Origin of the sequence: Sodaliphilus sp., from assembly GCF_045598405.1 — a bacterium.
GTDB lineage: Bacteria > Bacteroidota > Bacteroidia > Bacteroidales > Muribaculaceae > Sodaliphilus > Sodaliphilus limicaballi.
In genome coordinates, this window is the sequence record NZ_JAZLLZ010000080.1 from 1 (window position 1) to 14,627 (window position 14,627).

Sequence of the window (14,627 nt, forward strand, 5' to 3'; positions counted from 1 at the left end):
TTGTCCGGCAGGACAATACCTGAATAACCCCCACCGCCGAACCGAGCGAAGCGAGCTCGGCAAAGTGAGCAGCGGTAAGTCGGCGAAGCCGGTGCCGCGGATAGCGAACCTTTGCCAACATTCGAAGTGGCGGTGGGGGAAGAAATGCAACATGCACCGCGTCCAGCAGGACGCTAATCGGAGCAAATAGGTGAAGCTCAAATGGTTTCACATGCTAAAGTTGAGTAACTATATTCACAGCAAAAAAAGCCTAGAGCTTCTAGATTTTCTAGAATTTCTAGGCTTTCTTTTTTATTGTTGTCTGGTAAAAAAAGAAAATATTTTTATTTTGATTTTTATGCTTAGAAAATAGCCTGCGCTGCAAGCACTGTGTTTGGGGAAGTTAGAACAACTCTCGTGATTTAGCCGGACAGCAATATTTCTTTTTATGTGATGCCATTTCACTCGATCATGGCGAGGAATTGAGCTTCGTCAATAATAGGGATGCCTAGTTTGCGGGCTTTTTCAAGTTTGGCAGGACCCATATTGGCCCCAGCAAAAACATAGTCGGTGCTGCCCGAGATTGAACTGACGTTCTTGCCTCCGTTTTTCTCTATCATGGCTTTGTATTCCTCGCGGGAATGCTGGGTGAACACACCGCTGATGACGATCTTCTTGCCTGCAAGTTTGTCGCTGTGCGACGCAAGTTCTTCCTCGCTCACTGCCATCTGGATGCCCGCAGCACGCAGGCGTTCCACTATCTCACGGTTCTTGTCCACAGCAAAGAATTCCACTATCGATTCGGCAATCTTGGCGCCTATCTCGTTGATAGTGGCAAGTTGCTCGGCAGGCATCGCCATGAGTGTGTCGATGTTGTGCACGTTGCGTGCGAGCACTTTTGCAGTAGTCTCGCCCACAAAGGGGATTGAGAGTGCAAAGATCACACGCTCAAAGGGCACGTTCTTCGATTCCTCAATGCCGCGCAAGATACGGTTGGCACTGCGTTCCTGGAAACGGTCGAGCGACACCAGCTGCTCGAAGGTGAGGTCATAGAGGTCGGCAACATCCTTCACCAAGTCAGCATTATAGAGTGTGATTGCCATCTCCTCGCCTATTCCGTCAATGTTCATCATGTGACGGCCCACAAAGTGCTCAATGCGGCCATAGATTTGCGGCGGGCAAGTCCACTTGTTGGGGCACACCCACGCCGCCTCTCCCTCGATGCGGGTGAGCAGAGTGCCGCACACGGGACATTCCTTGACAAACTGCAAGGGTTGGGCACCAGCCTGGCGCTGCTTGGTATCGACGCCCACAATCTTGGGGATAATCTCACCGCCTTTCTCCACATACACCATGTCGCCGTCGTGAATGTCGAGCGAGCGTATCACATCCTCGTTGTGCAGCGAGGCTCGCTTTACTATTGTCCCCGACAGCAACACCGGTTCCAGATTGGCTACCGGAGTAATGACTCCCGACCGGCCCACCTCAAACGACACGCTGTGCAACTTCGTGCACTCACGTTCAGGGGCGAACTTATAAGCAATCGCCCATCGCGGCGACTTGGCGGTCGCACCCAGGTTGAGTTGCTGGCGCAGCGAGTTGATCTTGAACACCAGTCCATCGGTTGCCACAGGGAGTTTCTTTCGTTCCACGTCCCAGTGGTCGATAAAGTCCTTCACACTGTCGATAGACTTGAGAATGGTGAGTTCTCCGGTCTTGAAGCCCCACTTTTTGAGAGCCTCAATGCTCTCCATGTGTGTCTCAAAAGGCAAGTTGTCGCCCAGCATGAAGTAAAAATAAGCATCCAGTCCGCGGCGAGCCACTTCTGCGCTGTTTTGCAGCTTCAGCGTTCCGGCGGCAGCGTTGCGAGGATTGGCAAAGAGCGGTTCTTCGTTGAACTGTCGTTCCTCGTTGAGACGTTCAAACGAAGCCCACGGCAAGAGAATCTCGCCGCGCACCTCAAACTTCTCGGGATAGTCCATGCCGTCGGGCAACTGCAATGGCACGCTCTTGATAGTGATGACATTATTAGTCACGTCATCGCCCTGGGTGCCGTCGCCTCGTGTCACGGCACGCACCATGCGCCCGTTCTCATAGGTCACCGAGATGCTTGTGCCGTCATACTTCATCTCGCCCACGATCTCACACGACTCGCCTCCCAGGCCGTCCTGGGCGCGTCGCAGGAAGTCCTGCACCTCGTCGATGTTGTAACTGTTGGCCAGCGACATCATGGGACGCTCGTGGGTCACTTGCTTGAAGGCCTTGTTGATGTCGCTGCCCACGCGCTGCGTGGGCGACAGCGGGTCGCCATACTGGGGATAACTCTCCTCCAAATCCTGCAACTCACGCATGAGCGCGTCAAACTCCTGGTCGCTGATCACCGGGGCATTCAACACATAGTAGTTATAATTGTGCTCATTGAGCTGCTTGCGCAACTCCTCAATGCGCATTTGAAACATGTCCATACCGTTATATTCTTTTTTTTACACCGCTAAATTACAAAAAAAATCAATACCCACCACCCAACTATGCCACTTTTGTGCTACCTTTGCAGTCTATATTGTAAACTATTATGGCACAAAAAGACACTCAAGGCGGAATCAAGGAGCGCACACGGCTCAATTTCAAGGTACCACACATGTACAAAGTCATTCTTGTGAATGACGACTTCACCCCCATGGACTTTGTGGTGGAAATTCTCACCAACATCTTCAGGCTGGACACTGCCCATGCCCATGCCGTGATGCTACAAGTGCACCACCAGGGCAAAGGCATCGCCGGGGTCTATACCCTAGACCGAGCACTCACCCTGAGCAACCAAGCCATGCAGCAGGCTCGCGACAACGGCTACCCGCTGCGACTCAAGTGCGAACCCGAGTAAAAATTTCCCCTTTAATACAATTATTATGGATCAGATAGGATATGAAGATAACGCATGGCAGCTTCTCAACAGTGCCTTGCAGATGACTGAAAAGCTCAACCTGGAGCTCGTCACCCCTGAGGTGCTGCTCAAGGTCATGCTCCAGGAACCCAAGTTCATGCGGGTCATGGCTCTTATCAACGTGCACAGCGACGACGTCAAGGACATGACCGACATGCTTGACGATATCATCGGAAAACAGGAAAAACGCATTGAAGGCAAAGAGTACCCCAGCATCGCCGACTCAATGTCACAGCAATTGACAACACTGCTTGCAATATGCATCCAGAAAGTGTATAGCAGCGACCGAAAGAACATCACTGTGCCCATGATGACAACAGCGATACTCGAGCTTGAAGACTCTTGGGCATGCAACACTCTTGCCGCGCTCGTGGGCGACCGCGAGGGCGATTTCATCGCCACGCTGCTCGACGAGTATGATAATGATAACGACAGCAACATCGATAACAATAACGATAACGACAAGGATGAAGTTGACCTGCCATGGGACGACGAGGACCTGCCATGGGGCGACAGCGATCCTTTCAGCACACCGTGGCACAGTCTTGTAGTGTGTGTCAACGACCACATCAACGACCATAATCCGCTCATAGGCCGCAACGACGAGCTGGAACGCACCATCCAGGTGCTGTGCCGCAAGGACAAGAACAACCCGCTGCACCTGGGCGAGCCCGGAGTGGGCAAGACATCTCTCATCTATGGCCTGGCACAACGCATCCAGGACGGCAACGTGCCAGAGAAGCTGATAGGCAGCCGCATCTATGAGGTGGACATGGGGTCGCTCATCGCCGGCACCCAATACCGTGGCGACTTTGAGAAACGACTCAAGTCCATTCTCGAAGGCGCTGTACATGAAGGCAATGCGATCATCTACATCGATGAGATTCACAACATCGTGGGAGCCGGGCAGACGGGCAGCGGTTCGCTTGATGCCTCCAACATGCTAAAGCCCTATCTCGAGGGCGGAAGCGTGCGTTTCATCGGCGCCACAACCTACGAGGAATATAACCGCAACATCTCGCGCAGCAAGGGGCTCATGCGCCGGTTCCAAACCATCGACGTGCTCGAGCCTAGCATCGACGAGGCAATAAAAATCATCAAGGCGCTGAAAGACGCCTACGAGCAGTTCCACGGCGTGACCTATAACGACGACGCACTGGAGATGGCGGTAACGGCAAGCGCCAAGCACATCACCGACCGTTTCCTGCCCGACAAGGCAATCGACATCATCGACGAAGCCGGCGCACTGCTGCAAATGGGCAAACACGGCAACAAACGCACCGTTGACAAGAAACTCATCGCCCAAGTGCTTGCCCGCGTGGCACGTGTCAACGCCCTTGAAGAAAAGAACGACGATGACACACGACTGATGACGCTCAAACAGCGCATGCTCGACAAGATCTATGGCCAGGACACCGCTGTGACCGATGTGGTCGAGGCTGTGCAGATGTCGAAGGCCGGATTGCTCGACCCGGGCAAACCGCTGGCAAGCCTGCTCTTTGTGGGGCCCACCGGCGTGGGCAAGACCGAAGTTGCACGCGTGCTCGCGCGCGAGTTGGGTGTGGAACTGGTGCGTTTCGACATGAGCGAATACATGGAAAAGCACACCGTGGCCAAGCTCATCGGCTCACCGGCAGGATACGTGGGATATGACGACGGCGGACTGCTCACTGACGCTGTGCGTCGTGCACCCGACTGCGTGTTGCTGCTCGACGAGATTGAGAAAGCCCACGAGGACATCTTCAACATCTTGCTGCAAGTGATGGACTACGGCACGCTCACCGACAACAAGGGACGCAAGGCTCACTTCCAGAATGTGGTGATCATCATGACCAGCAACGCCGGGGCGCAATATGCCCGCCATGCCAGCGTGGGATTTGCATCAACGACCACTGCCGGCAGCGCAATGCTCAAGCAAGTGAAGCAGACGTTCAAACCCGAGTTCATCAACCGCCTATCGGGCGTGGTGGTGTTCAACGACATGGACCACAACATGGCAAGCCTCATCCTCGACAAGAAACTGGGCGAACTGCGCACGCTGCTCAAATCACGCAACGTGAAGCTTACCGTGGCCGCCAATGCTCGCGAGCAACTGCTCACCGAGGGATACTCGCAGGAATATGGAGCACGCGAGATGGACCGTGTGATACACAACCGACTCAAAACCATACTCATGCGCGAAATTCTCTTCGGCGGCCTCAAAGAAGGCGGCACAGCCCACCTAGTACTACGCACCACCGGCCTAACCCTCAAAGTGAAACAAAATAAAGGTTAAGGATTAGCAGCTATAAAAACTATAAAAAACTATAAAAAACTATCAAAAACTATCAAAAACTAAAAAAAAAAATGATATTCCAACTCACCGAGGACCTCATATTCCCCGACCCGCACCTGGGCGAACCCGACGGCATGCTCGCCGTGGGAGGAGACTTGAGCGTGGAGCGCCTTGAACTAGCCTACGCCCACGGCATCTTCCCGTGGTTCTCATTCCGCGACTGGGACGAGCCCGTGTGGTTCTGCCCCATGCAGCGCTTTGTGATATTTCCCAGCGAGATACACGTGTCGCACTCGATGAAATCGCTCATCAACAAGGAGAAATACCGCGTGTCGGTCAACGAGGACTTCGGCGGCGTGATCAACGGTTGCCGCACTGTCGATGGCCGCTACTACATGGAGGGAGCATGGCTGGGACCCGAAATCGTCAAAGCCTACACCGCGCTGCACAACCTGGGCATGGCTGCAAGCGTCGAGGTGTGGGAGGGCGAAAACCTGGTGGGTGGACTCTACGGCGTCACCGTGAATGGATGCTTCATAGGCGAGAGCATGTTCTCTCGCGTGCCCAGCGCATCGAAACTAGCACTGATAGGCCTTGCACGGCACTTGGAATCACTGGGATGGAAAATGATTGACTGCCAGATCGAAACACCACACCTCAAATCTATGGGCGCCCGATACATCCCCTACGAAGAATACATGGAAATCTTGCGGCGATGCAAATAGACAAGAAGAAAATAGCGACAATCGTTTCATGCCTGGCATTGCTGGTGTTGCTTCCCGTGGGGTGCAACGCCTATTTCACATGGCACTATAAACGCATGGCGCAGCCTCTCATCGACTTCGTGGAGCAATACCACAAAGTCACAGGCAAGTATCCCAAGACCGAACAAGAAATAGGCTACGACAACACCCAGCAAAACGTGGGGCCATTCTACATTCTCATCGACAGCACGCAATATAACGTGTTCTACTCCGACGAGCACGGAAACCTGTTCCTCTACAATTCGAAGAAAGGCGATTGGGAACACGTGGGCAAGTAGTTTTTTTTGAAAAAGTTTGCGTTTGCGTTTGCGTTTGTAATTACATTTAATTTGATTACCTTTGCAAGAGTAGCAATGAATCCTTGACATCAATGACACAGCAAATAAGTCATGATATTATTCAAAAACTGAAAGCCGAAAACTACTTTAGGTCACTACTGACCGAATGTAATAATGTCAGTGACTAGAAACTGTTATAGCAAACATACCATGCGCAGGTAGTCCTCGCCGAAAATGTGGAGTGTGCCATCAACCTTGAAGCCCAAGCTAGTGTACAGGTCATAGGCCCCGGTATTGTCGGGGTCGCAAGCTAGTACCGCAACTTTATCCATGCGCTTCGCGAGCTGCATACCATGCTCGATGACGGCACGGCCATAGCCTCGTCCGCGGTACTCGGGCAGCACCGCTGCACTGTCAAGGTAATACTCCCCGGCGCGCGTCTCATCGTCCATTGCCATAGGGTCAAAGTCCAAAAGGTCCCTTATCGGGGCAAACGTGCGAACCTTAACCTCATGATAGCCCTCGCCGGGATAAGAAATGAGCGCTCCCACAGGCTTGCCGTCAAGCATTGCTATCACAGCATTTTTATAAGAGTAAAGCGTGTCATCACGGCGGCACACTTCCAGCACATGGCCCGAGGGCTCCACGCCTCGCTCCATGTATTCCTTACCCACAGCCTCCATCATCACTACCGCCACAAACGGAGCGTCGTGAATAGTTGCCGCACGGAATGTCAACCCTTTCTCTCCCATGCTGGTTTTACTTCGCGGGGATAGTGCGCTGGTAACCGTGCACGAGACGATACTTGCGCACGTCGCGGAAGAGGTCGGTGGCATAGACGAAGTTGTTCAGGTCGTCATTGTCCTGGTCATAGATTTCGTCCTTCGTGCCGTTCCACCCCAGGTGTCCCTTGTTCACGAAGATGATGTTCTCACCTATTCCCATCACCGAATTCATGTCATGGGTATTGATGATAGTGGTGATGCCATACTCGTGGGTGATGTCGTAGAGCAGCTCATCTATCACGATAGATGTCTTTGGGTCAAGTCCCGAGTTGGGCTCGTCACAAAACAGATATTTAGGATTAAGAGCAATGGCGCGTGCAATCGCGGCACGCTTCTGCATGCCACCCGATAGCTCGCTGGGAAACTTGTTTTCGCTGCCAGTGAGATTTACACGGTCGATACAGAACTGCGCGCGCTCGAGCTGTTCCTCTACCGTCATCGTCGAAAACATCTTGAGAGGAAACATCACATTCCCCATCACCGTCTCGCTGTCGAAGAGCGCCGAACCCTGGAACAGCATGCCTATTTCCTTGCGCAGCTCTTTAAGCTGCTTGCCGTCCATGACGGTTATGTCACGTCCATCATAGAGAATCTGGCCCTCATCGGGTTTAAATAGACCCACGATGTTCTTAATGAGTACAGTCTTGCCCGAGCCACTCTGACCGATAATCAGATTAGTTTTTCCATCATAAAACTTTGCATCTATGCCAAAGAGCACTTGACGCATCGAATCACCGTCCTTAAACGACTTCTTGAGATTTTTTACCTCGATCATTGCAGCATGAGTTTAGTTAATAACACGTCAAACACGAGAATCATGATGTTGCTCATCACCACGGCATTGGTACTTGCCTTTCCCACTTCTACCGAACCGCCCTTAACGGTGTAGCCAAAGTAGGACGAGATTGAAGATATCAAGAACGCAAAGAAAAGCGACTTGATGAGCGCAAACCACACATACCACTCGATAAACATGGTCTGAATACCATATACATAAGTATCAACATCGACAATGCCAGTGAGCACACACACCAGGTATCCGCCCATCAAACTCGTGAACATACAGATGATTACTAGCACTGGCAGGATTGTGATGAGTCCAGCAACCTTGGGCAGCACCAGGAAGTTGGCAGAGTTGATGCCCATGATGTCGATAGCATCTATTTGCTCGGTGACACGCATCGTGCCTATCTCGCTGGCAATGTTTGACCCTATCTTTCCGCTCAGGATAAGGCACAAGATCGATGACGAGAACTCCAGCAAGATAATCTCGCGAGTAGTCATGCCCACAACATAGCGGGGAAGCATGGGGTTGTTGATGTTAAGCTTGATAAGGATTGTACACAACGCACCGATGAACACCGACACGATGAGAATCAACGGTATAGAGTCGATGCCCAACTTATATATCTCGTTTGTGTAACGCTTGAAAAACTCGCGCCATTTCTCGGGAACGCCTATCGTGGTCCACAAGAATTTCAGATATTCTCCAAAGCCGTTTAGGCCCTTTGTTAGTAACATGTTTTATTCTGTATTAATTATCTAAACTGCAAAGATACATCTTTTTTATGAAAGACATGGCACAACAATGAGAATTTAAAAATAATTAATATCTCAACTTTAGCATTTGATAATAAATATTGCTAATTTGTTGTCCGGTAGGACAATACCTAAATAACCCCCACCGCCGAACGAAGTGGCGGTGGGGGAAGAAATGCAATACGCACTGCGTCCAGCAGGACGCTAATCGGAGCAAATAGGTGAGGCTCAAATGGTTTCACATGCTAAAGTTGAGTTACCTTAACAATCCTGGAAAATCCGCTAATCCCAAATCCGCCATGCAGGCATGCCGTGGATACGTCGAAACACAAGAATACCATGACCATACACACAAAAAAAGCAAGCATTGTTGCTTGCTTTTGTAGTGAAACAGGGACTCGAACCCTGGTTTCCGCCGTGAGAGGGCGGCGTCCTAGACCGCTAGACGATATCACCGAATGCATTTTTGTAGTGAAACAGGGACTCGAACCCTGGTTTCCGCCGTGAGAGGGCGGCGTCCTAGACCGCTAGACGATATCACCGAATTGCGTTGCAAAGTTACTGCATTTTTTTGAATTGTGCAAGTTTTTTCAACAAAAAAATCTCTTTTTTTATTTTTTCGTCATTATTTCGTGTTTATCGCACCTGTTTACAATTATTTTTTGTACCTTTACACAACAATAATATTTAATTATAAATTTTATGGCAAACAAAAGACAACTTAAAAAAGCAATCTGCCGCACATGCGGTGATGTTGCAGGTGAGTGCATCTTTGCTGCTGAGACTTTCGGCAACGAGGCAAATTATGAAAACTGGGACAAGATCATTCTCGAGGTAGCGTTGCTGCAAGCCGAAGCTGTTAGCCGCGTGTCTGAAAGCTTCAAAAAACAACCCAAAGAATTTGCCAATGGCAAAGAATACAAGAAGGCTCGTCGCGCTCACTCTAAACAAGTGGTTAACGGTATCTGCGAACTCATGACTACCACTCTGAAAGAAGTAGCTGTGAAGATGAACGAACTCATGCCCAAGAAGGCTTAATCCTGACTTATAAATTCCTCACTACAACATGAATATCCCTGCTTGGTTGCTCAAAAAAATAGGATGGTCATTTAAAATAAACATCCCGCCTACTCCTAAATGCCTAATCGCAATAGCGCCGCACACCAGTAACTGGGATTTCATCTTGGGTGAACTTGCTATACGCTCAGTGGGAATGAAAGCCGGCTTCTTAATGAAAGACACTTGGTTTTTCTTCCCACTGGGATATTTCATGCGGGCAATAGGAGGCATTCCCGTCACACAACGCAAGCACAAACGCGTTTCGGACGATGTGATAGCGGCATTTAATTCCCATGATTCGCTTGCAATAGGCATTACGCCCGAAGGCACCCGCTCTCGTAACGAAAACTGGAGAACCGGTTTCCTCCACATCGCACGCGAAGCCAACGTTCCTCTTGTTCTTGCCTATTTTGACTATAAGCAAAAAGTAGTTTGCATCGACCGCATCTTTGAACTTACCGGCAACATCGACGCCGACATGGCTGAAATAAAGAAATATTACAGTCAATTCAATGCAAAGTACCCCGAGAAATTTGCTTATTAACCCATTCGTTTAATTCCTCATCACACTCGCTATGCTTAAACGTAATTTCAACATTGCACTCATTGAGAAAGACATCGTTTGGGGCGACAAAGCCGCAAACATGGAGCAGCTCAAACGTGAACTCGCGCTGGTGCCCCAAGGCACTGACCTTGTGGTTCTGCCAGAATTGTTCTCTACCGGCTTCATCACAGGCAATCGCGACGAAGCGCAAGCACTAGCCGAGCGTAATAGCGGAGAAACGATGCAAACTTTGCACGAACTGGCACAGAAATACCAAGTTGCATTCTGCGGCAGTTTCCTTGCAGCCACAGCCGGGCAGCTGTTTAACCGCGCTTTTTTCATTGAGCCTAGCGGTGAGGACACTTTTTACGACAAGAAACACTTATTTGCCTTCGGCGGAGAAAATGAGATATATCATCACGGACACACCCAGGCGCCCATTATCCGATTCCGCGGATTCAACATTAAACTCATCGTATGCTACGACCTGCGCTTCCCTGTATTCTGCCGTAACGTGAACAATAACTACGACATACTTGTTGCTGTGGCCAACTGGCCATCGTCAAGACAACACGTGTGGCAAACACTGCTCACCGCAAGGGCTATGGAAAACGAATGCTTTGTGTGCGGAGTGAACAGAGCTGGCATTGACGGTTATGGCGCCGAACATGGCCATGGTTCGTCATTTATCATCGACTTCAAGGGTAAAATCATTTCGCAGACCAGCGACACAACACCCATCGCAACTGCCTCTTTCTCGCCCGAGGACCTCGAGAAATTCCGCAGCAAGTTCCCTGCGTGGCGCGATGCCGACCCTTTCACATTGAAATAACGCTACAATAATTTTCCAGTTTAAAGGAATAGTCATTCTGTTCGTCAAAGACGAATAGATAGCCCTGTTCTTGCCTTTTATAACATACTTTAAGCCATCAAACTTGCCCAAACAAAATAAAACATGTAAATTTGCACATTATTATTAATAAAAGAAAATTGTGAAAAATATCATTCTACGCACCACCTCGGGTGCAGTCTATATAGGACTCATCATTTCAGCAATTTTATTGCTCGAAAACTCTCCCTACGCTTATCTTGCGCTGATGTCGTTTTTTGTTGCCCTAGGTATGAACGAAATCTATACTATGACACGCAAGGAAGAACACGAGTCATGGCTAATCATAATGGTAGATATGCTTGGAGGAATCGGTTTGTTCCTCACCATGTATCTCATGAGCAAAGAAGAGGTCTCGTCACAAGGCATGTGGCTCATTCCTCTCGCGTCTTATTTAGTGGTGCGTTTTATAATCCAGCTTTACCGCCCCAAGCAAAACGCGGTGCACAGCCTCACGCGTTCATTCTTTGCAATAGGATACGTTGCACTGCCACTAGGCATGCTCAACACCATCATAGCAATCACAGCACCTCGCATACTGCTTGGAATTTTTGCATTTATCTGGATCAACGATACAGGTGCATTCTTGTCGGGCATTACCCTCGGCAAGCACAAACTTTTCAAAAGGGTATCTCCCAAGAAGTCTTGGGAAGGTTTTATAGGCGGTGTTCTGCTATGCATTGCTGCGGCTTACGCAACTCACCACTGGTTCAACGACTTCTTCCAGTGCCCACCTCTGGGTATTTGGATAGGCCTTAGCATTGTGGTGGCACTTGCGGCTACATTTGGCGACTTCACAGAGTCTTTAATCAAGCGAACCCTCGAAGTTAAAGACTCCGGAAAGCTCATCCCCGGACACGGCGGCATCCTTGACCGCATCGATAGTCTTCTTCTGGTAGCACCGGCAACACTGGTTTACCTCGCAATAGTTGTATATAACATAAAGGCATTCATACACTAAATCACTATTTCTTATGAGCAATAAACGCTATGACATGAGAGGCGTCTCGGCATCGAAAGACGATGTACACAATGCAATTAAAAACATCGATAAAGGATTATTCCCCAAGGCGTTCTGCAAGATTATCCCTGACGTCCTAGGAGGAGATCCAGAATACTGCAACATCATGCATGCCGATGGCGCTGGCACCAAGTCTTCGCTTGCTTATGTTTATTGGCGTGAAACAGGTGATTTGAGCGTGTGGAAAGGCATTGCCCAAGATGCCATAGTAATGAACATAGACGACCTGCTATGTGTGGGTGCCACCGAGGGCATCTTGTTATCTTCAACCATTGGCCGCAACAAGAACCTTATTCCCGGTGAAGTGGTAAGTGCTCTCATCAACGGGACACAGGAATTCCTTGACCGACTCAATGAATTGGGTGTAAACATCATCGCCACCGGCGGAGAAACAGCCGACGTGGGCGACCTTGTGCGCACGGTTATTGTTGATAGCACCGTGACTTGCCGCATGAGACGCGACCAAGTTATCAACAACGCCAATATTAAAGGTGGCGATGTGATTGTGGGGCTAGCATCATTTGGACAAGCCACCTACGAAGACTGTTATAACGGAGGCATGGGCAGCAATGGTCTCACATCGGCACGACACGATGTGTTTAGCAAATACCTGGCCGAGAAATATCCCGAAAGTTATGACCAAGCTGTTCCCGATGACCTAGTTTACTCGGGAGGATTAAAACTAAACGACCCTATTAACGGAGTTGACGTCAATGCAGGCAAGCTAGTGTTATCGCCCACACGCACTTATGCCCCTGTAATAAGGCAATTACTGTCACAGATGCGTTCAGCAATCCACGGTATGGTGCATTGCACCGGCGGTGCACAGACCAAAGTCATGCACTTCGTCGAAAACAAGCATGTGATTAAAGATAACCTCTTCCCCATCCCTCCGCTGTTCAGAACCATCAAGGAACAAAGCGGCACCGACTGGAAAGAGATGTACCAGGTATTCAACATGGGACACCGCATGGAGATCTATGTGAGTCCTGACGACGCGCAAGCAGTTATCGACATCGCACGCAGTTTCAACATTGACGCGCATGTGATAGGCCATGTTGAAGATGCAGCGCAGAATCATCTCACAATAAAATCCGAGGCAGGAACATTTGAATATTAAATTCTAGCATTTACTATGGGCAAGGGCAAGGGCACATTAATAATAGCCGCCATGCTGTTCATTATGGCATGGATTAGTTGCTCTGTGCCTAATGAAAGTCACCCCCTGCCCGACAAACTTGTAGTGGGAACGCTTTATAGTCCCACAAGTTTCTTCATTATGCGCGGCGATACTCTTGGCTACGACTACGACCGCATTTGCGACTTTGCGCGCACTAAAAACATTGTTTTAGAGTTCAAAGTTGCCCCTAATCTCAATATGCTCGTCGGAATGCTGTCGAGGGGAGAAGTTGACATCCTGGCAACTGAGGTACCCAACAACGAGGAATATCGCAAACAAGTGATCAACTGTGGTTCAATAAATGAGACGCAGCCGGTGCTCGTGCAGCATTCCGGGACATACTTGATAGGCAACGTGACTGAACTTGCAGGGAAAGACATCTATGTTGAGGCGCACACTAAATACGAGACGCTCGTGAACAATTTGAATAGTGAGCTCAGCGGCGAAATCAATGTACACACTTTCCCGTTGGACTCGGTCTCAACCGACGACCTACTCGACATGGTTTCCACGCACAAGATACCTCTCACAGTGGTAGATAGCGACATAGCTAACTTCAATGCCGCCTATTACGATAGCATCGATGTGAGTCTCACAATGGGAGGAATACAGACGTCGTCATGGGCAGTTAGCCCCAAGAACAAGTGGCTGGCCGACAGCATCGACGCATGGAGCAATAGCAACGATGCTCGCACTTACTCTAAAACGGCTCTTGAAAAGTATGCTAAAAAAAGTCGAATTGGAGAGAATGACAGGTCTAACGAGATTCCACACATCGGTTCTGTGCCTAACAATTCTTTCTCGTCGTCTTCCGGACCATCACGCATACCTCAATCGCCGTCTTCCTATGACGATCTGTTCAGGAAATACGGTGGAGGCACGGGCTGGGATTGGCATTTACTGTCGGCAATCGCCCGAGTCGAATCCGGATTTAATCCTAATGCACAATCGTGGGCTGGCGCAAGGGGGCTGATGCAAGTAATGCCAAGCACAGCACTCGGGTATGGAGTTAGTGCCGACATGCTATTTGACCCAGAGACTAATGTGCGCGTAGCATCAAGATGCTTGCACGACATCAACAAGACATTCTTGAGCCGCGTGACAAACCGTGACGAGAGATTGAAGTTTGTACTCGCAGCTTATAATGCAGGGGCGGGACACGTACTTGATGCTATCGCCCTTGCCGAGAAACATGGCAAAGACCCGCATGTGTGGTATGGAAACGTGGAGGAAGCTATGCTGTGGAAATCTAACCCGCAATACTATAACGACCCCGTTTGCCGGTATGGTTATTGCAGAGGGCGTGAACCAGTAAATTATGTAAGGTCCGTTTTAAGAGGCTCACACAAATAAATAAAATTTCAAACTAAATT

14 protein-coding genes and 2 tRNA genes are annotated in these 14,627 nt (G+C 49.7%); 10 read left to right on the top strand and 6 right to left on the bottom strand.

Features of this window, described 5'->3' with window-relative positions; all coding sequences use genetic code 11:
- Positions 1–440: 440 nt before the first annotated feature.
- The gene (ligA, locus tag ACKI3C_RS06305) at positions 441–2,438 is read right to left on the bottom strand and encodes an NAD-dependent DNA ligase LigA (protein WP_407403226.1); all 1,998 of its coding nucleotides are present in this window, start codon (positions 2,436–2,438) and stop codon (positions 441–443) included.
- Positions 2,439–2,551: 113 nt separating this feature from the next.
- Between ligA and ACKI3C_RS06310 the strand changes: the two genes are divergently transcribed.
- From ACKI3C_RS06310 to ACKI3C_RS06325, 4 genes are all read left to right on the top strand, one after another.
- Complete coding sequence (locus tag ACKI3C_RS06310) at positions 2,552–2,860, top strand: ATP-dependent Clp protease adaptor ClpS (protein ID WP_407403174.1); 309 nt, start codon at positions 2,552–2,554, stop codon at positions 2,858–2,860.
- Positions 2,861–2,885: 25 nt separating this feature from the next.
- Complete coding sequence (locus tag ACKI3C_RS06315) at positions 2,886–5,195, top strand: AAA family ATPase (protein ID WP_407403176.1); 2,310 nt, start codon at positions 2,886–2,888, stop codon at positions 5,193–5,195.
- A 71-nt stretch (positions 5,196–5,266) separates the two neighbouring features.
- Positions 5,267–5,920, top strand: a complete 654-nt coding sequence (gene aat / locus ACKI3C_RS06320; protein ID WP_407403178.1) for a leucyl/phenylalanyl-tRNA--protein transferase — start codon at positions 5,267–5,269, stop codon at positions 5,918–5,920.
- On the top strand, positions 5,911–6,237 hold the full coding sequence (locus tag ACKI3C_RS06325; protein ID WP_407403180.1) for a hypothetical protein: 327 nt from the start codon (positions 5,911–5,913) through the stop codon (positions 6,235–6,237). Before aat ends, ACKI3C_RS06325 begins: the two co-directional genes overlap by 10 nt.
- 194 nt (positions 6,238–6,431) lie before the next feature.
- On the opposite strand, the gene ACKI3C_RS06330 is transcribed toward ACKI3C_RS06325, so the two are convergent.
- From ACKI3C_RS06330 to ACKI3C_RS06350, 5 genes are all read right to left on the bottom strand, one after another.
- The gene (locus tag ACKI3C_RS06330; RefSeq protein ID WP_407403182.1) at positions 6,432–6,989 is read right to left on the bottom strand and encodes a GNAT family N-acetyltransferase; all 558 of its coding nucleotides are present in this window, start codon (positions 6,987–6,989) and stop codon (positions 6,432–6,434) included.
- Positions 6,990–6,996: 7 nt separating this feature from the next.
- Entirely contained in the window at positions 6,997–7,797 is an 801-nt protein-coding gene (locus ACKI3C_RS06335) for an ABC transporter ATP-binding protein (protein WP_407403184.1), read from the bottom strand.
- On the bottom strand, positions 7,794–8,543 hold the full coding sequence (locus ACKI3C_RS06340) for an MlaE family ABC transporter permease (RefSeq protein WP_407403186.1): 750 nt from the start codon (positions 8,541–8,543) through the stop codon (positions 7,794–7,796). Before ACKI3C_RS06340 ends, ACKI3C_RS06335 begins: the two co-directional genes overlap by 4 nt.
- A 401-nt stretch (positions 8,544–8,944) precedes the next feature.
- A tRNA-Glu gene (locus ACKI3C_RS06345) sits at positions 8,945–9,017 on the bottom strand.
- Positions 9,018–9,030: 13 nt separating this feature from the next.
- A tRNA-Glu gene (locus ACKI3C_RS06350) sits at positions 9,031–9,103 on the bottom strand.
- Between the two features lie 160 nt (positions 9,104–9,263).
- On the opposite strand from ACKI3C_RS06350, the gene ACKI3C_RS06355 reads away from it, so the two are divergent.
- The 6 genes from ACKI3C_RS06355 (at position 9,264) to ACKI3C_RS06380 (ending at position 14,607) form a co-directional block, all read left to right on the top strand.
- On the top strand, positions 9,264–9,599 hold the full coding sequence (locus ACKI3C_RS06355; RefSeq protein WP_407403188.1) for a hypothetical protein: 336 nt from the start codon (positions 9,264–9,266) through the stop codon (positions 9,597–9,599).
- Between the two features lie 28 nt (positions 9,600–9,627).
- The gene (locus ACKI3C_RS06360) at positions 9,628–10,164 is read left to right on the top strand and encodes a 1-acyl-sn-glycerol-3-phosphate acyltransferase (RefSeq protein WP_407403190.1); all 537 of its coding nucleotides are present in this window, start codon (positions 9,628–9,630) and stop codon (positions 10,162–10,164) included.
- Positions 10,165–10,195: 31 nt separating this feature from the next.
- Positions 10,196–10,996, top strand: a complete 801-nt coding sequence (locus ACKI3C_RS06365; protein WP_407403192.1) for a nitrilase-related carbon-nitrogen hydrolase — start codon at positions 10,196–10,198, stop codon at positions 10,994–10,996.
- Between the two features lie 160 nt (positions 10,997–11,156).
- Positions 11,157–12,014, top strand: a complete 858-nt coding sequence (locus tag ACKI3C_RS06370) for a phosphatidate cytidylyltransferase (protein WP_407403194.1) — start codon at positions 11,157–11,159, stop codon at positions 12,012–12,014.
- Between the two features lie 13 nt (positions 12,015–12,027).
- Positions 12,028–13,194: an AIR synthase related protein gene (locus ACKI3C_RS06375; protein WP_407403196.1), complete on the top strand. Its 1,167-nt coding sequence runs from the start codon at positions 12,028–12,030 to the stop codon at positions 13,192–13,194.
- Positions 13,195–13,209: 15 nt separating this feature from the next.
- Positions 13,210–14,607 (top strand): transglycosylase SLT domain-containing protein, encoded by a 1,398-nt coding sequence (locus ACKI3C_RS06380; RefSeq protein ID WP_407403198.1) that lies wholly within the window; start codon positions 13,210–13,212, stop codon positions 14,605–14,607.
- The last annotated feature ends 20 nt before the right edge of the window (positions 14,608–14,627 follow it).